This window comes from Vibrio sp. SCSIO 43135, assembly GCF_023716665.1.
Lineage (GTDB): Bacteria > Pseudomonadota > Gammaproteobacteria > Enterobacterales > Vibrionaceae > Vibrio > Vibrio paucivorans.
This window is the reverse complement of record NZ_CP071860.1, coordinates 591,856-614,802: the sequence shown is the minus strand read 5'-3', so window position 1 is coordinate 614,802 and position 22,947 is coordinate 591,856. Positions and strand designations below refer to the sequence as shown.

20 protein-coding genes and 1 pseudogene are annotated in these 22,947 nt (G+C 42.8%); 10 read left to right on the top strand and 11 right to left on the bottom strand.

Translation table 11 applies throughout. The annotated features are described in order from the left end of the window. The first annotated feature begins 37 nt into the window (after positions 1 to 37). The 4 genes from J4N42_RS17130 to J4N42_RS17115 all read left to right on the top strand — a co-directional run bounded on the left by J4N42_RS17130 (position 38) and on the right by J4N42_RS17115 (position 4,295). Positions 38 to 694 carry a DedA family protein gene (locus J4N42_RS17130; protein ID WP_252033747.1) on the top strand — a complete coding sequence of 219 codons (657 nt, stop codon included), beginning with the start codon at positions 38 to 40 and terminating at the stop codon, positions 692 to 694. 44 nt (positions 695 to 738) lie between these two features. Beyond that, entirely contained in the window at positions 739 to 2,130 is a 1,392-nt protein-coding gene (locus J4N42_RS17125) for a magnesium transporter (protein ID WP_252033745.1), read from the top strand. Positions 2,131 to 2,397: 267 nt separating this feature from the next. Beyond that, positions 2,398 to 3,075, top strand: coding sequence for a hypothetical protein (locus tag J4N42_RS17120; protein ID WP_252033743.1), 678 nt, complete (start codon positions 2,398 to 2,400; stop codon positions 3,073 to 3,075). Positions 3,076 to 3,362: 287 nt separating this feature from the next. Then, positions 3,363 to 4,295, top strand: a complete 933-nt coding sequence (locus J4N42_RS17115) for a LysR family transcriptional regulator (protein WP_252033741.1) — start codon at positions 3,363 to 3,365, stop codon at positions 4,293 to 4,295. Positions 4,296 to 4,418: 123 nt separating this feature from the next. Here J4N42_RS17115 and J4N42_RS17110 read toward each other — a convergent pair whose 3' ends face one another. The 5 genes from J4N42_RS17110 to J4N42_RS17090 all read right to left on the bottom strand — a co-directional run bounded on the left by J4N42_RS17110 (position 4,419) and on the right by J4N42_RS17090 (position 12,423). After that, positions 4,419 to 6,233, bottom strand: a complete 1,815-nt coding sequence (locus tag J4N42_RS17110; protein WP_252033739.1) for a mechanosensitive ion channel family protein — start codon at positions 6,231 to 6,233, stop codon at positions 4,419 to 4,421. Positions 6,234 to 6,439: 206 nt separating this feature from the next. Next, positions 6,440 to 7,480: an alpha/beta hydrolase gene (locus tag J4N42_RS17105; protein WP_252033737.1), complete on the bottom strand. Its 1,041-nt coding sequence runs from the start codon at positions 7,478 to 7,480 to the stop codon at positions 6,440 to 6,442. 552 nt (positions 7,481 to 8,032) lie between these two features. After that, positions 8,033 to 10,309 (bottom strand): DEAD/DEAH box helicase, encoded by a 2,277-nt coding sequence (locus J4N42_RS17100; RefSeq protein ID WP_252033735.1) that lies wholly within the window; start codon positions 10,307 to 10,309, stop codon positions 8,033 to 8,035. Further along, positions 10,303 to 11,007 (bottom strand): hypothetical protein, encoded by a 705-nt coding sequence (locus J4N42_RS17095; protein ID WP_252033733.1) that lies wholly within the window; start codon positions 11,005 to 11,007, stop codon positions 10,303 to 10,305. Before J4N42_RS17095 ends, J4N42_RS17100 begins: the two co-directional genes overlap by 7 nt. 558 nt (positions 11,008 to 11,565) lie before the next feature. Next, positions 11,566 to 12,423 carry an SDR family oxidoreductase gene (locus tag J4N42_RS17090; RefSeq protein ID WP_252033731.1) on the bottom strand — a complete coding sequence of 286 codons (858 nt, stop codon included), beginning with the start codon at positions 12,421 to 12,423 and terminating at the stop codon, positions 11,566 to 11,568. A gap of 93 nt (positions 12,424 to 12,516) precedes the next feature. On the opposite strand from J4N42_RS17090, the gene J4N42_RS17085 reads away from it, so the two are divergent. After that, positions 12,517 to 13,473, top strand: coding sequence for a LysR family transcriptional regulator (locus J4N42_RS17085; RefSeq protein ID WP_252033730.1), 957 nt, complete (start codon positions 12,517 to 12,519; stop codon positions 13,471 to 13,473). On the opposite strand, the pseudogene J4N42_RS17080 reads toward J4N42_RS17085, so the two are convergent. The 5 genes and pseudogenes from J4N42_RS17080 to J4N42_RS17060 form a co-directional block, all read right to left on the bottom strand. Beyond that, positions 13,468 to 13,608 (bottom strand): annotated as a pseudogene (locus tag J4N42_RS17080) (integrase); the annotation flags it as partial. The gene J4N42_RS17085 and the pseudogene J4N42_RS17080 sit on opposite strands and share 6 nt — an antisense overlap. A 58-nt stretch (positions 13,609 to 13,666) precedes the next feature. Then, the gene (locus tag J4N42_RS17075) at positions 13,667 to 13,867 is read right to left on the bottom strand and encodes a DUF1289 domain-containing protein (RefSeq protein ID WP_252033728.1); all 201 of its coding nucleotides are present in this window, start codon (positions 13,865 to 13,867) and stop codon (positions 13,667 to 13,669) included. A 103-nt stretch (positions 13,868 to 13,970) separates the two neighbouring features. Then, positions 13,971 to 14,633 carry a transmembrane anchor protein gene (locus J4N42_RS17070; RefSeq protein WP_252033726.1) on the bottom strand — a complete coding sequence of 221 codons (663 nt, stop codon included), beginning with the start codon at positions 14,631 to 14,633 and terminating at the stop codon, positions 13,971 to 13,973. Between the two features lie 20 nt (positions 14,634 to 14,653). Next, entirely contained in the window at positions 14,654 to 15,397 is a 744-nt protein-coding gene (locus tag J4N42_RS17065; protein ID WP_252033725.1) for a HupE/UreJ family protein, read from the bottom strand. Between the two features lie 531 nt (positions 15,398 to 15,928). After that, positions 15,929 to 17,005 (bottom strand): nickel/cobalt efflux protein RcnA, encoded by a 1,077-nt coding sequence (locus J4N42_RS17060; RefSeq protein ID WP_252033723.1) that lies wholly within the window; start codon positions 17,003 to 17,005, stop codon positions 15,929 to 15,931. 135 nt (positions 17,006 to 17,140) lie between these two features. Here J4N42_RS17060 and rcnR point away from each other — a divergent pair, with 135 nt between their 5' ends. Further along, positions 17,141 to 17,413, top strand: a complete 273-nt coding sequence (gene rcnR, locus J4N42_RS17055) for a Ni(II)/Co(II)-binding transcriptional repressor RcnR (protein WP_252033721.1) — start codon at positions 17,141 to 17,143, stop codon at positions 17,411 to 17,413. 148 nt (positions 17,414 to 17,561) lie between these two features. Here the strand turns inward: rcnR and J4N42_RS17050 are convergent, their stop codons facing one another. Next, entirely contained in the window at positions 17,562 to 19,070 is a 1,509-nt protein-coding gene (locus J4N42_RS17050; protein ID WP_252033719.1) for a DUF3360 domain-containing protein, read from the bottom strand. A gap of 538 nt (positions 19,071 to 19,608) precedes the next feature. Here J4N42_RS17050 and J4N42_RS17045 point away from each other — a divergent pair. From J4N42_RS17045 to arsB, 4 genes are all read left to right on the top strand, one after another. Then, positions 19,609 to 20,379 (top strand): YMGG-like glycine zipper-containing protein, encoded by a 771-nt coding sequence (locus tag J4N42_RS17045; protein ID WP_252033717.1) that lies wholly within the window; start codon positions 19,609 to 19,611, stop codon positions 20,377 to 20,379. Positions 20,380 to 20,610: 231 nt separating this feature from the next. Next, a complete protein-coding gene (locus J4N42_RS17040) occupies positions 20,611 to 21,243 on the top strand; it encodes a lipase family protein (RefSeq protein WP_252033715.1) in 633 nt (210 codons plus the stop codon). Between the two features lie 116 nt (positions 21,244 to 21,359). Continuing rightward, the gene (locus J4N42_RS17035) at positions 21,360 to 21,701 is read left to right on the top strand and encodes an ArsR/SmtB family transcription factor (protein ID WP_252033714.1); all 342 of its coding nucleotides are present in this window, start codon (positions 21,360 to 21,362) and stop codon (positions 21,699 to 21,701) included. A 196-nt stretch (positions 21,702 to 21,897) separates the two neighbouring features. Further along, positions 21,898 to 22,929, top strand: a complete 1,032-nt coding sequence (gene arsB, locus J4N42_RS17030; protein ID WP_252034193.1) for an ACR3 family arsenite efflux transporter — start codon at positions 21,898 to 21,900, stop codon at positions 22,927 to 22,929. The last annotated feature ends 18 nt before the right edge of the window (positions 22,930 to 22,947 follow it).

Below are 22,947 nucleotides of genomic sequence, written 5' to 3'. Positions count from 1 at the left end.
TATCAACAGCCAGAGCCCACGTTAACCTGGAGTTACCATGCAAGAGATTATTTCCGCGATCTGGCTGCAAGACTTTGATGCCTTACTTCAACTGAACTCACTGCACGTTTTATTACTTTTGCTTGGTGTCGTGCTTTTTCTCGAGTCGAGTTTTGTTTTCTTGCCATTACCCGGTGACGGTCTAGTTCTGTTTGTCGGCGGCATGGTCGGTTTGGGCGCGATTGACTTTTCAAGCGCTCTAATGCTTCTAACCTGTGCCTCGTTTTTGGGCAGTATCATTGCGTATCTTCAAGGACGCTGGCTGCACAATACTCCGTTCATGCGTAAAGCAGAACAAACACTGCCAGATGAATCGTTACCCAAGGCCAAAAAACTATTAAACCGGTTCGGATTTTTGTCCCTATTCGTTTCGCGGTTTGTCCCATTTGTTCGCGTACTGACCCCTATGTTGATGGGCATTGCACAACTCAGCACAATAAGGACGATTATTGTTAGCTTCACTAGCTCAATTACCTGGGTCTTCAGTTTGCTGTTGGTAGGAAAGTGGGTCATGCGACACCCGTTCGTCTCTCAATATCAAGAGTTGATTACAAAGTGGTTCTTAATGGGCAGTTTCTTCCTGATGGTCACCGCATTTATCGCCCTATTTGTTCGGCTTGCGACCAAAAGGCGACAACTACAAACGTCCGAATAAAATCGCTTCAATCGTATTCTCACTTATTGTCAAAGGTTTAACGTATGACATTAATTACATTATCTTTTTCATCGGAAGAAGCGGAAAATCTGCACCTAAGAATACTGGAGTGTATAACTCTAAGAAAGGCTAGGCGACTGAATCAAACGCTTTTAGAGGCTAAGCCCGTCGAATTGCCATCAGTATTAAGGAAGCTCTCTGACCAGCAACGTATCGCCACCTGGACTCTACTAAGCGAAGTAAACCCGAGTCTTGCTGCCAACTTACTTGATCACTTATCTGATCCCGAGCTTTTATGGCTGTTCAGCCAACTATCTGAAAGCAACACCATAGTGCTATTTCAATATTTGCATTCCGCAGACCGCCGGCTGCTCCTCAATGAACTGCCAGCCGGCCTACAAAAAAAACTCAAACAAGCCCTACCCTCTGCATGGAAAGACGAAGAGCATGCAGCTCTGCTCTACCCGCAAGATTCTGCTGGAGGGATTTGTAAAAGTGAAGTTCTCAAATTGGCAGCAGACGCTACCACCGACAGTTTGAGTGCAATATTAAACGCAGAAGAGCACAGGTTAGATCGACTAGAGTGGCGCTACGTTTACTTGCATAACAGTGAAGGTGGCTATTTGGGCGGGCTGAAAATCCGTGATGTACTGCTATTACCACGCGGGGCACTTCTGAAAGAACATATAGATAAAACGGTGCCCGTCATCAGCCCTGAGGCCGATCTCAATACGATTAAAAGCACACTGGATACCACTTTACACCCCGTCATTCCCATCGTTGATGAACAAGGCTTTCAAATAGGCATCATTGGTTTTAAGCATCTCAATGAAGCTTTATACCAACGCTCTAAGCAGCAAATGCTTGAACAATCCGGCGTATTTGGGGGCGATGAGTCTCGCACCATGCCAGTACTTAAACGTAACCTACGCCGACTTGCCTTTTTACTGCCTTCTGTTGCTTTAAGTTATGCCGCGATTTCGATCATTGCCATCTACGAACCCATTATAGAAAAAATTGCAGTATTAGCGGCAGTACTGCCGCTTGTCGCCAATCTTTCTGGAGCGGCAGGGAATCAATCCGTTGCGGTGTCGATACGTGAATTATCCATTGGGCAGATCTCAGTCAGAGATCTGCTGTATGTCGTCGTGAAAGAGATTCCAATCGGCGCGATAAATGGAATACTAATTGGTGGTGTTTTGGCTCTGCTTACGCTGTTCACACTTGGCGGAGAACACTCAGGATTGCCATTGCTTATCGCCATCGCTTACACACTGTCTTCCACTCTTGCCGTCGTTTTCGGCGGGACATTACCCCTGCTTCTAAAGCGGCTCAACTTCGACCCTGCCATGCTATCAAGCCCAATGCTGACCACCTTAACCGACGCTGTTTCGTTCTTCAGTGTTCTGTCTTTAGCGCACGCTTTTTTACTGTGATTCGACGGTCTATGCCACCACAACGTAGGAGTTTCTATTAATTATCTATGGAGTGCCGTTTTTCACTCTCGGGATTCAAGAAATCGTTCTTGAAATCCACGAGCTCTTATAAGTAAGCAAGCTCCCCAATTTTTAGCCTCACCCATTTGGGTTGAGGCTTTTTTATGTCTACACGTTTAGCAAATATGAATCGCTGTAATTCATAGTCTACTCCCCAGTCTGTAAATAAAATAGCGGCATAAACAAACATGACTTGGATTTATATTTATGAAACTGACTAAAACATCTCTATTAATTGCATCACTTGTTGCTTCACCTTTAGTACTTGCAAATACCAATGTTAATTTCTCTGATTCTAAACAACATTATTCAGGATTTGACATCGGTTACGGCAGCAACGATTTTGATATTGGCCTTCAATACGCCAAATCACTAAACAACGATTGGAGTTTGCTGAGCTCATATAGCAGTGACGACAATTTTGATAACCACGAATTGGGATTTGACTTTCAACGAAGCGATGGCTTAGGGCTTGTTTTTGAGTATGAACATGATGCCAACTTCCAATCAGATAATTTGCGCGCGAATGACTATAGTTTCAGCCTCTACAAGACCAATATGGTTAACGAACAGTTTTCTGTTGTACCTCAAGTAACAATTGGCAACTTTAAGCATCAACAGATGAGCAGCAGTGTTTACTACACGAGTGCATCACTTGATATGACTTACAACCTAAACCCTAGCATGTGGGTAGGATTCGCACCAGAATACACATACAGCTTAGGTAAAGTAAAAGAAAAGAATGGTAATCAATCGAAACTTAGAGATTGGGATTACACGGCAGAACTTGGTTATCAATTAAATAGCACAAGCGCGTTCGTATATAGTTACCAATATGATGATGGTAATAACCTCTCATTATTCTCTTTTAAACATTCATTCTAAATTACTAGAGCTGCCGACAAAAAGGCAGCTCTATTTTCATCACCTTGTTTAAATTTTTAAAAATGTTGGTTACTTTGAAAACTAAACTATTATTGCTGAGCCATATAGTCAGTACCTATTAACCCCCTGATGGAAACACTAATAAGTATGTAGCAACACGGACGTTGCCACTCCTGCGAATTGTATCAAACATTCTTTAACACATATCTCTCCTAAGCTATTGAACAAACGTCAATTTCCCTTATTCTTAAATGATGCTTTAGAACTTCGTTACGAAAAGGGAACCCATGAAAGAACTTCAAGACTTAGACCTAAATCTGCTCAAGTTACTTAAAGCGGTTGTCGAAACCCGTAATACCCATGCAGCAGCAGACAAGCTGGGTATATCGCAAACCAGTGTCAGCAGAGGGATGGCGAAGTTAAGAGAAACTTTTGGCGACCAGCTTTTTCTTCGTAAAGCACATGGCGTAGAGCCTTCAGAATTGGCAGAGAAACTCGCCGAAGCGGCCGAAGAAATGTACTCCCCTTTGATAAAGGTGGTTGAGTCATACCACAACTTTGACCCAAAAACGTTTAGCGGTGAAGTCACCATCGCTTTGAACATATTTCTAATTGAGCAATACGGTGAAGGGATTTTTAAGGTTCTACATGAGGCACTTCCGCAAGCGAGCTTTAAATTAGTCTACTGGCAAGACAAAAGCTTGGCTGAAGTGCTAAATGGACAAGTTGATTACTTATTGCAACTTTCAGGTATCCCATTGCCCCAAGATATCTATCAGCATAAGCTCACCGAAGTAAAGTTGAGCCTCATTGCGCGCAAAGAGCATCCAGTGCTGAGCAAGAGCAGTGAATGGGAAGATATTCATCACCTACCAATCACAAGAATCTTGATTGATGGTATCAACACCAAACGAGCGAAAATCGAAGATCTTTATTTATCAAAAGGCTACACCGCGAATGTTGTGTTAGCGACACATAGTTTAACGGTGTTGCGAAGTAAGCTTAAAAATTCAGACGCTTTCTCTTTTGGCAGCAGTTATATGACTGAAAATGAACCAGAGCTAAGCTGTTACCCATTACCTAACCTACCAAAAGAAATGCGCCAAATTGGCGTAGAGGGAGGCTACCTACAATCGAAGAGAGGCTTTCCACTTCATCAACTATTACATCAGACCATGCAGAGCTACTTTGATAGCGTTGTTCAACCTGACGCTCAATAGCGAGCAAAGTTGCTAACCTTGTTTTAGTTAAAATCCATCAATGACAGACTCCAGTCCCTAAAGCGCTCCATTAGTCGCTTTAGGGAAGTATTGCTGAGAGAGAATATAGTGGCTAGAGTCGTTTTAAACGGAAGGAGAGCGCACAGCAGAGGTTACCGCTGGATACATAATGGTGTTTTTGATTTCGTACTTATATTCAAAACTGAAATCAGGGAAAGGGAATGCTTGCTCTTCATGCCACTGCGCCACAACCTGCTCGGCTTTTCGTTTCTGTTCCTCATTGTCATTGGCATTTACATCCACAAGTTGATATTGCGTAGAATGAGCTATCTTCGCACCAACGCTCTCAACTTGGGTCAATACCGAAAACAGAATGTCCTCTTGGACAGCCATGAACTCTTCATGGTCACGGCAACTGATGTAAGCCATCAGACTAATATTAATAGAGTACTCCCCAACACCCATAAGCCTCACTCGAACAGGTTCTTCTTCGATAATTGGATGTTGTAGCAACAACCGGCGCAGGTTAACGATCAGTACTCGTAATTGCTCAAGGGTGGTTTCAGAACGTAGTCTCAACACATGCTCCATGCGTCGTTTATCACGCCGTTCCAAATTATCAATTTCCATATTGGCAAATTCCGAGTTAGGGATGGTAATTAAGGAGCGTTCTAGCGTCCTGACTCGAGTCGAACGCAAACCAATACTTTCAATGGTTCCGAGTTTATCCCCATAACGGCAAAACTCACCAATCTTTACTCCCCCGTCAGCATAGAGCGTTAGTCCGTTAATTACGTTCTCAAGTATGGGGCGAATAGCCAGGGCAACCGCTAAACCACCCACACCCAAACCAGCCAATATCGGGGAGATTGAAAAACCCATAAATTCGATGACATAAATACCAAGAATAGCGATCGTCAACCCGCCAAAAATACGAGCTAACACAGTTATCAGTGACGAATCTACGTGCTTTCCATTGTGCTTCTTGAATACATAAATATCAGCGAAATAGTTGAAAATGGCCATAATAAGCCATGAGACGAAGAAGAACTGAGTGAGTAAGAAGAATGTAGTGAACAACTGATAAACGCCACCCGTAACCCATATACCATCATCAATCACCCACCTTGCTAAAAACAGCAAATTCACTACGCCCACCAGCGAAAACAGTCGACCTGCCCGCCATTTCAAGCCTTTACCTTCCCAACGGCTATTCCAACGCTCACCAAGCAAAAAGCTGATTTTTATCATCACCTTACATAGTGCCAGAACACCAGTAAGTGCAAGCCATTGCCATAAGGGAAGTGGTCCATAAAGTTGATTAAAAGATGAAGGTAAAGAAAGAACAAATTGCTTAGAGAACATTGGTCCGGGGCTAATCAGAAATTCCTGATAATAATCTGGACGTACTTCGGCATAGTACGGAAGGACTGACATGGTTCTATACCAACGAGAAAGGCTTTGAATGGTGTTAGAACTAAATAGGAACTGATCGGTTCTATCGCCTAGAGTTTGGCGAGACAATACGATCTCAGTGTTACCTAAGCGCCAGTGGTCAATATCCTCTCCCTTTATTTGCTCGACATTTGGTACTAACTGATGAGTACCTTGATCAATTCGATCCAACAACTCACGAAGAAGAATTATTTTCTCCATCACAACAACCGTTCGACTGCGATTGGGGACCATAGATAAGTCCATGGTTCTGATCACTTGCGAATATGCATGCTGCGCTTCTTTGACATCCAATGTTTCATTTTGCCAATGCTCAATAACCACACTCGAATCTCTGATGAAACTCGAAAGAGTATGTTTGGGGCTGGACGTGTCAGCGAGCTCTAAACCAATACTTGGAATGGCTAGCGCATTAGGTATGGCTAGACATAAGGGTATGGTTAGAAAGACGGCTACGAACATCGAATAAAAGCGGCTTATCACAACGAGCTCCGATCATGACTTTGTTTCGTGGAAAACATAGGGGCTAGCGAATAAGAATGATCCACGACAGATTGATGCTGAGCATAATGATAATTAGCTTGTAGTAACGTAGATATACATTTAAAAAGTGAAGTGAATAACGTTGTCATTATATCCTCCAAATAAACACCCACATCCATGTGATTCACGATTAGCTTGTTGAAAAACTAGTTGATATGTTTATTAAAGAACTGTCCTAATTCACTAATAGCATCTTCAGACTCTGGCATATCGACCAAAATACCACTCAGATAATCACCATGAGATTGACCATCATATATATGCAGGTCAGTTTCTACACCTACACTACGTAATAATCGATGCATACGAACCGTATCACTTAACAAGAGATCTCGAGTTCCTGAAATGAACATCGTTGGTGGGAATTCATCAATGTCAGCGTATATTGGTGAGATCAGAGGGTTATCAAGTGCCTCTCCATCAGCATATACATCGAAAGCCCCCTCAATAAGCCCTTCTCGCTGACCTAAAGGATCTAAACCTTGCAACGTTAACCATGAATCTGATGTTTCTTTAAGATCAACGGCTGGTGTCCCAACAAACAGTGCACCAGGTGCTGGAAGGTCGAGTTCTTGAAGTTTGAGTGTCGTTGCCAACGTTAAGTTACCGCCTGCAGATGTACCAAAAATCGCTGTCGATTCCGGTGACTGTGTTTTGATTAACTCTTTCCATACTGCAACAGCATCATCAATTGCAGCCGGAAATGGGTGCAATGGCGGTTGACGATAATCAACAGAGATCACCTGAGCACCAAGCCCATTGGCGACCCAAATAGCCTCTCGTAGCGCTGATTCGCCCCCACCGAAAACAAACGCACCACCATGGATATGTACTAACCACTTATCTTTATATTCAGGGGCGATATTTTTCGGCGTAACAAAGAATGTATCAACTCCAGCAAACTGCTTAGCTTCATAAGTAACACCTAAGCGCTCTAGGCCTTGTTGAGCCATTTTTATACCCGGAGCATCAAATTGGGTTTGTAACGCCAACCACTCTGCTGTGTTGTTCGGAACAGGAAGTGCCGGTGGGATAACTCTGTCCTCAAATAACTGAGCAAACTCGATCGATATACCTGCTGGAGTAGGAACCTTTCGTTCTTGCAGCTCCATTCCGGCAAACACCGCAGTGCTCGATAAGCCGAGTAGCAATGCAGGGATAACAGTGCGTAGTGATTTGGTTTTCATAGTAACTCCGGTTATGAATCTAAAAGCCGTGATTGGCGAACTGAGGCTATTATTCACATCCAAATTCAATGACACTATGAATTAGAGAAATTCAATTTTGATTGCCGATATATGGCAATAATGAATTTCTCTAATTCCTATTTCATATTAACGAAACCAATCATGATCAAATCATCAACGCGAGGATTGAACATGAAATATCTACCTACCAGCCTAATATTCGTAAGTTACTTAACCTTCTTTTTCTTCTTAGTTATCAGACTAAATACTTAATAGGATTCAGTAACAGCCGAACCTGTGAAATTGGCTTATCTCACCACAGCGGTATTCCGTATCAATCCATCCTCTACTTGGTCGATGAGGTTTCCTCTCCTATCTAGCGAAGAGCAAATTGCTAGGGGGTTACGATACGATAGAGCCGCTTGGTGGACACACCAAGCGGCTCTGGGGTCTAACTTGGAGTTAGAAAAAAGTGAGCCATACATTATAGATAGACCACCCGAAATAAGATTGATAATTACGTGTAGAATGTATCAGCAGATCCCCGCAGCCTTATGGCAGATACCAGTCTACGAGTTCTCTCACGTTATCTGGGGAACTAATAATATCAGGCTTAAACAGGATATTTTCTTCAGAGATAGTTTCTACGTACGTTGATATCTCTTTAATCTCTTCTGGAGGAAATCCATACCGTAGCAACAATGTATGAACAGTGTCGTTAGTACCGTATTTTAAAAGCTCTACCATCTTTAACGCATTGGTATCTTTAGTCCGATTATGATAAATACTAAAAGCTCCGATAAGCACGTCTGATAGAGAGAACGAGATTACCGTATCCAAATAATCGTAGGTATCAAATACGACCGCATCGTAACTCACATCCTTAGATTTTATATTGTTAAACAGTGGATATTCATTAAATAACCCACTATCTGGTAGTTTATTCGCAGGCTGAGTGAAGTTTGCATATAAGTTTTGGTTTTTTCCTCTATTTGAAATATAGCTATACCTTATTCCTACAATTTCCTTAAAGCTTCGGCCCTGAATCAAATGAAAGAATATTTCGATTGCAGTATCAAAGACATTCTTCTCTCCAGGAAGCAAAGGTCTGCCTAGCGATATTTCATAAATAGCCCTTAGACAGTTTTTTGTAGCTAGCCGATTTTCTTTATTGTCCCTGCCAAACAGCTTTGCTCCAAATCCATCTTTATACATAAAATATAAAACGGACTCCATTAGCTCTAGCGCTTTTGTCGTTGAGAGTCTATCCACTTTAGTTAAAGGCAGATTCATCTCCTCATCAAATGTACCTTCGATTATTGAAGAAATAAGCTCTCTTTCATCATCCAAGCCTTCTATATCTTGTTCGAGCAGTGACTCTTCAGATAAAGTAAATGGTGTATTTAAACGCGATGAAAGTAAAATAGGATTCTTTGTATATACATATCCAAAATCAAACACTGCCCCCTTAGACAGTCGTCCACTACGCCCTATCAAATTTTTGAATGCTAGTGCTTTGTCTTCTTCATCACCACCCTGCATTCTCATATTGTCCAACCAAACAACATCGAATGGCATGTTGATACCTTGCGCTAATGTACTAGTAGCAAAGCAAATCTTTGCATGCCCCTGCCTAATAAATTCTTCAATCAAGAATCTCACTTCAAGTGGTACAGAACCATGGTGAATGACCACACCTTTTCTTAACAAACTAACAAGGTTAGAACGATGGTCTTGCTCATTTGCTCCAATCAACAATTCAACTTCTTGGATTATAGAGATTGCAGATTCATCTTCAATTAAGCGAAATCTGTCGACATACTTCTGAAAATCATCGATAAAGTCCCCACGATATAATGACGCTTTAGACACAAAAACCAGAACTGTATGAACACCATTGAAAGCAATTTTCTCAAATTTTTCATTCAGCTGGATACTATTCTTTACATGATGACCTTGCTCTTTATACGGTGAGAAATAGTAGTCTTTCTTGTTACTGTGACCAAATACAAATGCTTTGCCAACAGTATTATGAGGGTATGACCGAGAATACGCCTGACTCTCGTCTAACGCGTGCTTTTTCATTTGGGCGTCAGGGTTATCAACAAAAGGATGAGCAAATACTAGTTTTGCTTCTGGGTAGGCAGCCTTAACTCGCCTAACTAAAACATCAAAAATAACCCCTCTTTCTGCTTCTTCTGATACTTGAGCCTCATCAAAAAAGAATAACGAGATATTCAATCTTTCTTTATGTGAGAATATTTCTCTAGCGCGCTCAGGGGTAAGAACGAAAATTCTTCTCAACTTTCTGCTTGTAAACACACAATCAACAAAAGAAGAGATCATAACCTGCTTATTGTCCTTAAATCGCTCCCTCAAGGTCGCCATATACTCAGCAATAAGTGCTCGAGATGGGACAACTATTACACTATCTTCCTCTTGCTCAAAAATGTAATCTCTTAAAGAAAAAGATTTACCTGCACTGGTTGGTGCAGATATTGAAGTGTATCGATTTTCTTCTACCGCTAATCGCACACTCGCTTGCACTGGCGTAAGCCATTCACCAAATCTTTTTTTGTTTTCTCTTCCAATTCCTGCCAATAAAAATGAATATAAGTCTGTTGGGTTCTCATCTTTATAAAACAACCCAAGAACTGACAGCACCTTAGGTTCAAAGCTTTTAAAAACATCAGAATGAAAAAGTTTGTAGTAAGTTAACGCCTGTATGACTTCACGATCTACTGGGCCATCTTTATGAAGTGTTTCTATTAACTCGCCAACACTAGCTTGCGGGCGAGTATCTGCCTCAATACATGTAATATCTAACATACAACAACTCCGATAACATAAGCACATTGGACTTTTTCAAACAGTCCAGACTCCCGAATGCTTTCTATAGCATTATCCATTATTGAATCGTGATCTTTTGAATTTATAGAAAATGCAGCTATGGCACCAAATTTATCATCATCCAAATTCTCTATAGATTTTTTGGACGCTAAATTGACTAAATGTGCCCTATCCCGAAAATGCTTTTCATCATTAATGAAGCCTTCTGCTTGTGGTATTGCTCTACCATGAGGGTTTACACTCCCTGAAAATTTTGCTTCACCAAAGTTAATTAACTGTTCAGTACACTCGGTGTGGAAATCAAAACCTTCATTTTGTTTGAGCTGAGGTTTCCATATCTCGGCGATAGGTAATGCTATATGATCAAAGACAACTGATAGTGAACGAGCTGAACTGATAGAAACCATAACTTCGCCAAACTCAACACCTAATTGATGGTCATCGGAAAACTTCTTAAAGATCTCCACTAAAGCATTAGCGGTTTCTCTAGCTGTATACTCATAAGTCCTTCTGGTACCTTTATCTAGAGCAAGCATCCATGAAGAATCAAGCACCGCCGACGTTAGTTTTTCAGAGATCTTGTCTAAATCGGAAACAGCCACAATACATGCTTTGACGTTGCTACTATCGTGGTAACGTGAATGGGTACATCCCCATTCATTATCAATTTTGTCCAAATGCATCACCTAACCAATCTATATGAAAGATTGCTTCAAAATTAAAACTACAATCATTCAAGAGTACCTGTTATGTGTATAGTAGCATTTGTTATTTTTTATGAGCCCAATATATTGTTGATTTAAATCACGATTTATTTCATTAAATGCGTTCATCAATATCACATCTAGGAGCCTCAGCCATTGAGGAAACATCCTCAGAAACAATTACTAAATAGCTCTATCAAGTTTGGCCTTTTGCCCTTCATTCGCTCTGATGCTTATTACTACTCATTTAGGGTCAAAACCTTATTATACTAATCACTTAAATTAGGAAGTGTAGATAACTTTTGGTATCGGTGAAATTCTTAGTGAAGTGTTCAAAATCTTCTTTTTCAGCTCAAGAAGAATGAGGGCTGATTTATATTGTTCTAGCCGCTAAGCTAAGCTGCAACCTCCAGTTACACCATCTAGTGTTCTGGTTCAGCCCTTACATCTAGTCAATCTAATATAGAAAACGCCACACTGTACTATTTAAGTGTGGCGTTATTTAGTTTCGAAGCCTTTTTCAGAGAAATGCTACTTTACGGCATGGGCAAACTCCGCCGCGAAGTCTGCGAAGTTACGTGGTTTGTTACCGGTTACTTGCTCAACTGTATTGGTGACTTCTGCGTAGTGGCCTTCACCAAACCACGCGAGGATCTCTGCCAGTTTTTCTGCTGTCCAATCATCCATTCCAGCTTCTTTCATTGCTGATTCTGCTGCTTGTTGCGGAACGGCTACATATTCAATGGTTTTACCTGCTGCTTCGCCTAAAATCTCTGCTTGTTGTGCAAAGGTTAGTGTTTCTGGGCCTGAAATTAGGTAGGTCTGATTCTCATGACCTGATTTAGTCAGTGCAGCAATGACAACTGCCGCGACATCACGAATATCGATCACACTCTGTTTTGCATCTGCAAGTGGCAAGAAGAACTGGCCCATGCTGTTAATGGTGGCTAGGCTGCCATATAAGTTTTGGAAGAACGAGTTTGGCTGAACAATAGTATAGGCAATACCAGACCCTTTAACGATGTCATCGGTTATTACGTGAGTACGAATGATCTCTGAACCGGCATCTGCTTTTGCACCCATGCCAGATAGTTTCACAATGTGCTCAACACCCGAGGCTTTTGCTGCTACGACTACATTTTCAGTCCACTGCTTATTGCTTGGGCTTGCTGGCATCGCAACGTAGATCTTTTTCACACCAGACATTGCTTTAGTCATTGCGGCAACATCATCAAAGGTTGCGATACGCAGTTGCGACTCTTTTAAGCCTAATTTTTCAGCTGCACCGTTGTTTCGAGCCATAATGGCAAACTCTTGCTTTGCTTCTTTAAGTTGACGTACAACCTCTGAGCCAGTGTTACCTGTTGCGCCTAGAATTAAAATATCCATCTCAAACCTCTTGTTTGCGTGCTGTGCCATTTTATTGTTTAGCACTGTTGTTGGTATGAGCTAACTATAAATAATCCCATTTATGTTGATTAGATGGTTAAATTGAATTTCAATATCCCATATACGGGGCAAACTAAAGAAGAGCGGATGAGAGAGATATCGTCGTTACTGCTATTAGCAAAAGTTGTAGAGTTGGGAAGTTTTGCTCAGGCGGCACGTGAACTCAACGTTCCTACAACAACGGTCAGCCGTAAGATACAACAACTGGAATCAGAGCTAGGTGGTAAGCTGCTAAACCGTTCGACTCGGGCGTTATCATTGACTGAGCTCGGCCAACAAGTTTTACCTAAAGCACAGCTGATAGCCGATACGGTTTTTGAACTATACAGTGAAGCGGAAGAGTTCTCATCACAGCCCAAAGGAACCTTGATCATCACTGCTCCACATGCATTTAGCCAGGACATTCTAGCCCCAATGCTTGCTGAGTTTCAGCGACGATACCCAAGCATTATGATTAACCTTTCCTCATCGAACCGCTTTCAAGATCTCACTAAACAGAACATCGATTTTGCTTTTCGCCTTGGCCCTTTGCATGACTCATCGATGATTGCTCTCACACTCTCTCCTGTTCGTTATGTTCTGGTAGCAAGCAGAGAGTATATGGCTCAGAAGGGGGCAATTAATCATCCAAACGATCTTTTTCAGCATCAATTGCTAAGAAATCATGTTGATGGTTATTTCCTACCTTGGCGATTTGAACACGAGGGTGAAGTAGTGGATATCGGCGAGACGAATGGCGTTATCTGTGATGACTTTAATATCACTCAACAATTCGTTCTCAATCATGCTGGTATTGCTTATTTGCCTGCTTCGTTGTTTAGACATCAGCAAGAAAGAGACAGCGTTGAATTTATCCTGCCGGAATGGATCCCACAGCAGCGAAGCATGTTACTGGTTTATCAAAGTAAACAACATCTACCCTTGAAGTCTCAGTTATTTATCGAGTTTGTGAAAGAGAAATTAGAGGATTTTAGCCAAGCGCTATCTTAACTTGTCATCAATGACTCGGTTCAGCAATGTAAGCTGCATCACATTGTTTTCAATCTCAATTCTAGTTCTGATTCTCCAGATTTCTTCAAGCTTAAATGGCCTTTTTATAGGGGCAGAGTTCGCTGAAACGCCCAGTGAACAGAATTAAATCCGTGTCCCTAATAATAAAGAATGCTGCGGATATCCTCAGGTATTACTTTGTATTGGACTTGCTAAGTTCACTTCTCATTTGTGACATCCTTTTTTGGAGTTCTTTCTTTAGGATGTTCAGAGCATAAGGCTTAAGTGTTTTCCATTTCTGACATTCATCACGAGTTCTGCCGCACCCCAAGCACCAACCTTTAGGATTAGAGAAGTCACACAGATCGACGCAAGGACTTTTATGTTTTTTCATACCTTTAACCTCAAATGGCAATGTTCAAGCGGCTTGCTTACAAAAAAATCATATAAAATAGCCCCTACGAAACTCACCTTCGTAGAGGCTAAACTTAGCTTAGTTACAGAACTCGCTTCATTTCCGCATAGTCGCCACCCGTTCTCAAAATAACCATAACAACGTTGTCATTTCGATTACGGAAAAACCAACCGTGGTTTCCAGTAAACGCGGCTACCAACTCCCCTTCGTCATTGGGAACTCCACGACCTTTTTTATAGCTCATCGATTTTCCGTTACCATCTCCATGAGTGTCGTAGTTGACGGGACCACCTTTCGAGATCCATTCAAATTGAGCAACTTGGTCTTTTTCCATTACCAATTTAACTTCAGCGCCCTGCCCTGGTTTAAGTGAAAGCATAATTTTGTCTTTCCAAACAGGCTCAGCTTCGGCAGTAACTTCATTTTTTGGAGAGCTTACCTCCAGTTGTTGAAGCACCACTTCAGGTTCAGTGTTAACAGACTCACTTTGAACCGTTTTTGTGGCGGCTACGACTGCGCTGTTAGCTTGGTCTTCTGCTGCCTCTTGGGCTAGCTGAGCTTTAATCTCACCCATCTCAGTTAAGCCCAGTGCTCTACCCACTCCTGTTGGGTCAATAGCGTACTCCGCAGGCAAAATAACAGTGATGAGCAGTACCATGGCGCTCCCTAGCGCAATAAAGGTTGAGCGAACAAGCTGTTTCGTTGTTGGTAGCTCAGCACGGTTTGGCATATCTGTATTGTACATGATTGATTCCTTTTTTCTGTTTACTGAGCAACAACATAGCCCGTTAATTGATAACCGATAAGCATGAAGCCTAAGCTCATCATAACGACATTGACTGAATAGGCTTGACGATAAAAGCTGCTATGTCGCCTCCAAAAGCCCATCACAATCAAAATGGTGCCAAGGGCTATCAGCTGCCCAATTTCTACACCGATGTTGAACGCCAGCAGATTAGGAATTAATCCGTCAGGAGAAATATCATATTCAATGATTTTGGACGACAGCCCAAAACCATGACAGAACCCGAATAACAAAGTAGCGAGTTTGGTATTGGGCTGCACACCAAACCACCGCTTAAACGCACCTAAGTTATCCATTGCCTTGTAGACAACAGATAACCCAATGATGGCATCAATGATGTAGCTGTTAATACCAATATTGAAGTACACGCCAAGCAGCATGGTAGACGAGTGTCCGAAAGCAAAAAGACTCACATACAATGCGATGTGTTTCATTTTGTAGAGGAAGAAAATCACACCGAACAGAAACAGGATATGATCGTATCCTGTTACCATGTGCTTCGCACCTAGATACATAAACGAAATGAGATTGGTGCCTGTGATTTCTTGGATATAACCTTTGTCACCCTGTGCCACAGCATGAGCAAAAACATCCGTACTCATCACCATGGTTAAGGCGAGAGTGAGATAGAGCATCCCCTTACGAAGCGACGTCGCCGTACCGATAGGCAACGCACTCACTTCGCGTAAAGAGAGTAAGTTCATAATAACTCCGTTGTTTGTTGAATTATTTGTAGCCGCTTAATGCGGCGTTATTAGCTAATCAACAAAGGCCTTGGAGGACGTTCTATTTTAAAGGGTTTGTGAATAGGAGTTCCGCTGGCTTGCCTGCCATAAGTGGGTACAACCACGCTAGTAAGGACAGAATGATTCAACACTTTTAGTGTTGCACTGTCATACGTGTGGTTATGATTGCTCGCATCATGTTGAAATAAATACTTATCATCGACATTATGAGAATGGTTGGATGAATGGGAATGTGCGTGGTTACCATCTATAACAGACGTTAGCGACAGACCATGAGAACGAAACTCACCTATCGCAGACGTAGTCGTACCTAATGCGACAATAAGTAGCATTAATAAGCTAATACATTGTGTGATTGCTTTAGAAGCCATACGCCATCGCCAGCATTGAGATAAATAGTTGTTAATGAGAAGAATAATAATTGTTATATTATAACAAGGTTGAGATATCAACAGCCACTTGCTTATTTATGTCGATTCAAAACTAATCTCAGCTCATCAGTGACGTATACCCATGTATACCCATGTACAGGCCTACAGCACTAATTAAAGCGCCCGATAAGTAAGGTGCTCGACGCGCAACATCGTTTAAGCCACTCCATTTTGATGTTGCTTTTTGCACACCCACGGCTGCCACAACGCCAACAGCTACCAGAGTCAGAGCTAAGCCAATACTGAATGACACAACTAAAGTAGCGCCAAGTGTCATGGCCTTAAGCTGCAAACAGATAAGCAAAACCGTTACCGCAGCAGGACATGGAATCAGGCCACCCGTTAAACCAAACAGCAGTATCTGCCCATTGGTGACGTCTCGATTCTCAAAACGCTTTTGTATATCTAGAGCGTGAGCACGCTCATGAGCATCTTGGTATTCTTTATTCTCACTTTCTGAATGAGACCCCGAAATAAAATGCACTTCAAAATCATGAGTATGATCGTGGTGCCCTATAATCAATGTGACAGAAAGATCATCACAAAACTCTATACAGGACGCCGACTCTAAATATCCATCACGCTCAATAAAATGATAGGTATCAGTAGATTGAGAGTTGTTACTCGGTACTGAAATCTTGACACCCTCAACCGCTAAAGGCTTACCGTGGAGTGTTCGCAACTGGAAACGGTGATAATGCCCTTCCTCTGTGATCGAGAGCGAAACATGCCCATGTCCAGTATCGACAACCTGAGTAGTCCATTCATTAGCATGGCTATGAGCTTTATGCCAAGCACGTTCATCGCTCCACGTCCGCCAGAACATCCACAAACCTGTCGATACAATAATGATTCCTGAGAAGAGTTGCATCCACGGCTCTGCAGCTTCAGCCGTGAATTTCTGGCTGATATACATCCCACCAACAGCGATTAACCACACAATGGCGGTGTGAGAAAGTGTGGCTGCTAATCCCAACATCACTGCTTGCTTGACCGTTCCTTTAACCGCGACAATGAAAGCCGCCATCATTGTTTTGGAGTGTCCGGGCTCAAGACCATGCAAAGCACCAAGTAAGATGGCACTGGGAATAAAGAACCACCCGTTACCTTGTTGGAGTAGTGCGACAAAATCCATTGTAATTCTCTGTTACTGTTTTTTATTTGACGCAAACTATACTCCCCCCTAGTATCAAATACTACCCCCCAGTATAAATTGAGTGCTACATTATCGGTTAGAATCGCTCAGTCCGTAACATAAAGAAGATTAGTCATGTCGCATACAACCAGAGATCAGAAGAAGCTCAACACCCGAGTCAGTAAAATACAGGGTCAGGTGAACGGACTTAAAAAAATGCTGGAAGAAGATCATGAATGCCAAGATGTATTGCAGCAAATTGCCGCGATTCGTGGTGCTGTAAATGGCTTGATGCGAGAAGTGATCAAAGGTCATTTGCTTGAGCACGTTGTACTTGAGGAAGACAAAGAGCAACGTGAAGCAGATATGGAAATAGTACTAAAAGTTCTGGATTCTTATATCAAATAGTGTAGCGGCTTCAACCAGAATCTACGCCATGACACGAGTGAGATAAATATTAGGTTTTATTATTCACATAAGCCTCTTCTAACGTAGTGACACTTGATACAAGCAGATAAGAAAAAGGGCCAAACATTCAGTGGCCCTTATTTAAAGATTAACGAAAGCTTGGGATAATCGCCGGTAGCCCAGGTAGTAAGCCAACCAAGGCCATTACGCCTGTTAGCACAATAAACATTATCCCCGGCAGCACCCAACGGCTCATTTTACTCAGTTCACCGCTACGTTCTTTACAACCCACTAAACCCAAGTTATCTAACAGCATGGTGAGCGACCAACCAAATGCTGGGTTAACTAGCGCGGAAGAAAACACAACGATCGCAGCCGATTGGGTGGTTTTCCCTTCACGTGTCATTTCCATTCCAGCTTCTAGTAATGGCACAAACACACCAACAATGAGCGCAACACAAAGTACAGGTTGCCAAATAGCTAGATCCATTGGGTAGCCCCACACTGCGGCGATAATGCAGAACAGTGCCGTTAACAAAGCGCCGGCAGGAATCGGACGTTTAGCGATTGCGGCTGGCACGATATAAGTCCCCCACGAAGACGTGAAGTTAGTACCGCCAAGCAGAGAGCCGAACGTTTGACGAATAGACGCTGTAGTCATGGTGTCGTCTATGTTCATGTGCACTTTTTCAGTGCGCTCTGGATAGCTGATTTTCTGAAATACTTGATGCCCTAAGAAATCTGGCGACCACATCGCTACGGCTAAAATAGCAAATGGCAATACCACCATGAAGTGTTCAATTGTTGGTAGGCCTAGCATCCAGCCTGTATTTTCGCCCCACCAATACATAGGGTTCATATTGGGTAAACCAGGCTCGGTTTGGAAAGAGAAAGGAGCTCCCATAGCGAAAGCTAACGTACCACCCAGCAAGCAACTAAGAGGCACGGCTAGCCAACGCTTACGAAAATGTTCCAATAAGGCATACAAAATAATGGTGCAGAAGATCACAACGAACGCTATATGGCTCATTCCGATTCCCTCGGCCCAAGCGAATAGCTTTTTAACTTGAGAAACAGTTCCAACAAAACCAAGGTAAAGCAACAAACCGCCACACACGCCTTTACTGGTGAGGTTGGCCAACATACTGCCCCCTTTACTGATGGCTAAAAGCAATCCAAAAGCGCCAATTAGCAAACCAAAGGCCATAGGATGACCGCCTGCGGCAACCACGATAGGAATTAATGGGATAAGTGGGCCGTGTGTACCTGCGAGGTTAGCAGTCGGCAATAAAAAACCAGAGAAAAGAATAATAAAAACAGAGGCGATGAGTAGCTCATAACGGACGTTTTCTAAGATGAAGCCTTCGCCTAACCCGAGAGCGCCGGCAAAAGTGGCTGCAATGGCCCCTACCATAACAACCTTACCAATGGTCGCCGCCATCGCTGGAATGGTATCTTCTACCTCAAATCGATAATCTTTGAACGGCAAATTAGGACGCCAACGTTTAGGCGCCATGATTTGTAATTCGTGCTCTAGGTACTGTTCCCGTGAGTCAAATTCTGAGCTTGGTTTATGTTGTTGCTCGTAGGTGAGTTCATCCTCATGGGCTTGAGGCTTATCTGTTTGTATTTGTGCGGAGTCTAAAGTACTGCTCATATTGATTCCTTTCATTCACACTCTAAGGTGCGTTTTCCAACCAACGTTATCTACTCACGAAACGAAGACTAAGCGAGTCGTTGTCGGTATGTTTTCTTCTACAAAGAACTCGAAGACTGTTTTTATCAAGCGTTGAAATTCAGTTGCTAGTACCTTATATCAAACGAAAAAACACTAATAGCCTCAGACAGTTAGACATTAGTCGTAGAGTGCAGCTACCAATATAGGCTTTGTTGTGGAATTCGATGGAACTGATTCAGGAACCTACGCTGTGAGAGTTGGACTCTTTCGCTAGCTATTTTTATCTGCTCAGTTATTGCACTTTTGTTAGAGCAAATTTAAAACTCATCCAAGTGCTAAATGCCGCTTGTCAGCAACATGTTTTTGTTACCAAGCGAACCGATTTGTTACAGTTTTCCTTGGTGATAACCAGCAGTTATAACCGAGATAAGTGGAACTCAAAAAAACGTCGTTCAATAATAGCTCCGTTGAATTAGCAAGGCTTCTTTGCTTACTACTAACCATTTCGGAGTTCACTATGAAACTTTTTACTAAATCTTCTCTCGTTGCTGCTCTGTCTCTACCGCTACTTGCAGGGTGTGTAACTCCAGGTGAAGACGATCCGAATGCCCTAACTAAGCAAGGAGCTGCTGGTGGCGCACTACTAGGCCTAACACTTGGTGCATTAACTGGCGATGCAGAGCTAGCAATGAAAGGCGCTGTTGCTGGTGGTGTTGCTGGTGGTGTTGCTGGCGCTGGTGCCGACATTCAAAACAACCGCGAAAACATGCGTGGTTCTAGCCGTGACGAAGCCATTGCGAACATTGGTAACAACAACCAAAATGCCGCTACGAACCAAAAACAAACTTGGGACGAACTAAACAACTTTGTGGGTGAATGGAATGTATCTATTCGCAGCCATTCTGGTGACTTGAAAGACGCGCACCCTATTTCGGGTGAAGGTAAACTGGCAACAACTAGCCAAGCGAATGTTGACCTGTCTAATGACCAAGGCGTGAACATTTCGGCGCAGTTCTCTTACTCACAAGACCAAGGCTACCAGCTAGATCTGGTTAACAACGCAAAAGACGTAAAAGTTAACTTTGCAGGTGAATTTCAGCCGCAAGCTAATCGTTACCAGTTCTACCCAACCAACATCAATGATGTGATTTACCAAGATATCCCAAGCGCGGATATCCGTGTAGAACTGGGCTTTGCGGGCAGCAATGTTTGGATCATCGACACTTACGCGTACATCGATGGCGCAGAGAAGAAGCTACAGACTTTCCGCTTCAACCGCGCAGGTTAACCTTCGTAACTCTGATATCGAAAGCCAGCTACACGCTGGCTTTTTTTGTATCAAGACGAAAGCAATTCCATGTTTGTGCGCCTAAAGCGTGACAAAATACCCTATCAAGATTTGCTTACATTTCGATTCGATAATTTGCTGAAAGTTAACCACTATTTGTGATCAATTAACTTTCCCCGCCTAGCGTTTATGTCATTATAGATTGAGTAATTCTGGTCGTTAGAGGTGTGAATGAAAGTAATAATTTTGCATGGTCTGTATATGCATGGCATGGTCATGCAGCCCCTTAGCCAAAAGCTGCAAAAGCTCGGTTATGACAGCGCCGTGATCAGCTACAACACACTCTCTATCAACGAAGAAACGGTTTTCAATCAAATCGACCACGCACTTGCCCCTAATACGCCAAACATCCTTGTGGGACACAGCCTCGGTGGTTTGATGATCAAACACTACCTCGCTGCCAGACCAAACAATTCAAACCGCATTTCCCACGTTGTCGCGATAGGCTCACCGCTTAGAGGAGCTTCTATTGCAATGAAAATTCAAGACATGGGCTTTGGTGCTCTGCTGGGTAACTCCCCTCACTACGGGCTAGATGAACACGACGACGTTTGGCTGTTTCCTCAAAAACTCGGTAGCATTGCCGGCACCACACCTGTCGGCTTGCGTCCACTATTGATGGGTAATGGCCATATGTCAGACGGTACCGTCACTGTGGAAGAAACGAAAATCGAAGGCATGACCGATCACATTGAAATTCGTGGTAGCCACACTGCCATGATTTACACCAACTACGTGCCAAATCAGATTGATCATTTTATTCGCTTTGGGCTGTTTAAGCACCGCCAAACCACCACCGTCTAATGAGCGCCTCTCACCTGCTGAAGATCTCTTAGGCAGTTTCGCTCTCTTCACACTTGCAACTCAATAAAGTCAGGAGTATAGTTAATCGCAATTCGACGATTAACTATGAGTACAGCATGACATCTCAATGTAGTATCGCCAATCAGCAGGCATTTGCGTCCAGTGAGCAAGACATAGCGAATGAACAAGAGTTCGCGCAATTAGCCAAGGCGCTATCGCATCCGGCTCGAGTCAGAATTCTTAAAATACTGATCACTTTGGACAACTTAGGTGGCTGCTTAAACAGTGATTTAGTGTCTGAATTAGGATTAGCTCAGTCGACTGTTTCTGAACATTTAAGAATTTTGAAACAAGCGGGCTTTATTATTGCAGAGCCTAATCCGCCAAAAGTCTGTTATCGAGTTGCTCGCGACAAGATAGAACAATTTCAAAGTTTGTTTGTATCGATTCTCGACTAACTCAGCTTTAAACAAATTTTCTAGCTGGATGAATGACAACTATCCAGCTTTTTTAAACTTAAACCAATCGTCTTTCGACGATAAACGAAGAGAAAACATTATGGCGACTCGTAACCACCCGTCAGACAATGCTCAACCGTCTTCAAATCAACATTCGTCCAGCAAGCCTGATGTGTCCACTAGCACCTCAGAAAAAATGAGCTTTCTTGATCGATACTTAACACTTTGGATTTTTGTCGCAATGGCGATCGGCGTAGGTATTGGCGCTGTTTACCCACAAGTCGCAGAGCTCAATGAGGCGATGTCTGTGGGCAGCACTAACATCCCACTAGCTATTGGCTTGATCCTAATGATGTACCCGCCATTGGCTAAAGTAGACTACAGCCTTTTGGGTAAGGTCACTCAAGACAAGCAAGCTATCGCGCTATCACTTGTGATGAACTGGATTGTCGGTCCTATCCTAATGTTTGTTTTAGCACTGACATTTCTTGGCGATCACCCAGGTTACATGGCAGGCATTATCTTAATTGGATTAGCACGTTGTATTGCGATGGTTCTAGTGTGGAATGACATCGGTGGCGGTAATAAAGAGTATGGTGCAGCGTTGGTTGCACTCAATAGTGCATTTCAGATTGTCACCTACAGCTTCATGGCTTGGCTGTTCATCACGGTATTGCCCCCACTGTTTGGTTACCAAGGCTTCGCAGTTGATATTTCAATCGCCGATATTGCAGAGAGTGTATTCATCTACTTAGGTATTCCATTCTTAGCGGGCTTCCTGAGCCGTAAAATCCTCGTCGCTAAGAAAGGTGAACAGTGGTACAACGAAGTCTTTATTCCACGCGTATCGCCAATTACTTTGATCGCCCTACTCGCCACCATCGTTTTGATGTTCAGCTTGAAAGGTGAAATGATCCTTGAGTTGCCAATGGATGTGGTTCGCGTAGCGATTCCACTGGCTATTTACTTCGTGTTGATGTTCTTCGTCAGCTTCTTTGTTGGTAAGAAAATGGGGATTCCTTACGACAAAAACGCCTCCATCGCCTACACCGCGACAGGCAATAACTTCGAACTAGCGATTGCTGTTTCGATTGCTGTATTTGGCATCAATTCGGACCAAGCCTTTGCCGGGGTTATTGGCCCGCTAATCGAAGTGCCTGTTCTCATTGCCTTAGTTAACGTGGCACTCAAAATGAAACAGAAGTATTTTGTTCCAGCAACAAACTAGCTAAGTGAAGAGCCTCCT

Excerpts from the sequence above, each read along its gene's own strand:
- J4N42_RS17040 (WP_252033715.1), top strand. The coding sequence starts at position 20,611 with ATGAAAGTAATAATTTTGCATGGTCTGTATATGCATGGCATGGTCATG.
- J4N42_RS17125 (WP_252033745.1), top strand. The coding sequence starts at position 739 with ATGACATTAATTACATTATCTTTTTCATCGGAAGAAGCGGAAAATCTG.
- J4N42_RS17115 (WP_252033741.1), top strand. The coding sequence starts at position 3,363 with ATGAAAGAACTTCAAGACTTAGACCTAAATCTGCTCAAGTTACTTAAA.
- J4N42_RS17075 (WP_252033728.1), bottom strand. The coding sequence starts at position 13,867 with ATGAAAAAACATAAAAGTCCTTGCGTCGATCTGTGTGACTTCTCTAAT.
- J4N42_RS17100 (WP_252033735.1), bottom strand. The coding sequence starts at position 10,309 with ATGTTAGATATTACATGTATTGAGGCAGATACTCGCCCGCAAGCTAGT.
- J4N42_RS17090 (WP_252033731.1), bottom strand. The coding sequence starts at position 12,423 with ATGGATATTTTAATTCTAGGCGCAACAGGTAACACTGGCTCAGAGGTT.
- J4N42_RS17060 (WP_252033723.1), bottom strand. The coding sequence starts at position 17,005 with ATGGATTTTGTCGCACTACTCCAACAAGGTAACGGGTGGTTCTTTATT.
- J4N42_RS17045 (WP_252033717.1), top strand. The coding sequence starts at position 19,609 with ATGAAACTTTTTACTAAATCTTCTCTCGTTGCTGCTCTGTCTCTACCG.
- J4N42_RS17070 (WP_252033726.1), bottom strand. The coding sequence starts at position 14,633 with ATGTACAATACAGATATGCCAAACCGTGCTGAGCTACCAACAACGAAA.
- rcnR (WP_252033721.1), top strand. The coding sequence starts at position 17,141 with ATGTCGCATACAACCAGAGATCAGAAGAAGCTCAACACCCGAGTCAGT.
- J4N42_RS17085 (WP_252033730.1), top strand. The coding sequence starts at position 12,517 with ATGGTTAAATTGAATTTCAATATCCCATATACGGGGCAAACTAAAGAA.
- arsB (WP_252034193.1), top strand. The coding sequence starts at position 21,898 with ATGAGCTTTCTTGATCGATACTTAACACTTTGGATTTTTGTCGCAATG.
- J4N42_RS17035 (WP_252033714.1), top strand. The coding sequence starts at position 21,360 with ATGACATCTCAATGTAGTATCGCCAATCAGCAGGCATTTGCGTCCAGT.
- J4N42_RS17065 (WP_252033725.1), bottom strand. The coding sequence starts at position 15,397 with ATGAACTTACTCTCTTTACGCGAAGTGAGTGCGTTGCCTATCGGTACG.
- J4N42_RS17050 (WP_252033719.1), bottom strand. The coding sequence starts at position 19,070 with ATGAGCAGTACTTTAGACTCCGCACAAATACAAACAGATAAGCCTCAA.
- J4N42_RS17130 (WP_252033747.1), top strand. The coding sequence starts at position 38 with ATGCAAGAGATTATTTCCGCGATCTGGCTGCAAGACTTTGATGCCTTA.
- J4N42_RS17105 (WP_252033737.1), bottom strand. The coding sequence starts at position 7,480 with ATGAAAACCAAATCACTACGCACTGTTATCCCTGCATTGCTACTCGGC.
- J4N42_RS17120 (WP_252033743.1), top strand. The coding sequence starts at position 2,398 with ATGAAACTGACTAAAACATCTCTATTAATTGCATCACTTGTTGCTTCA.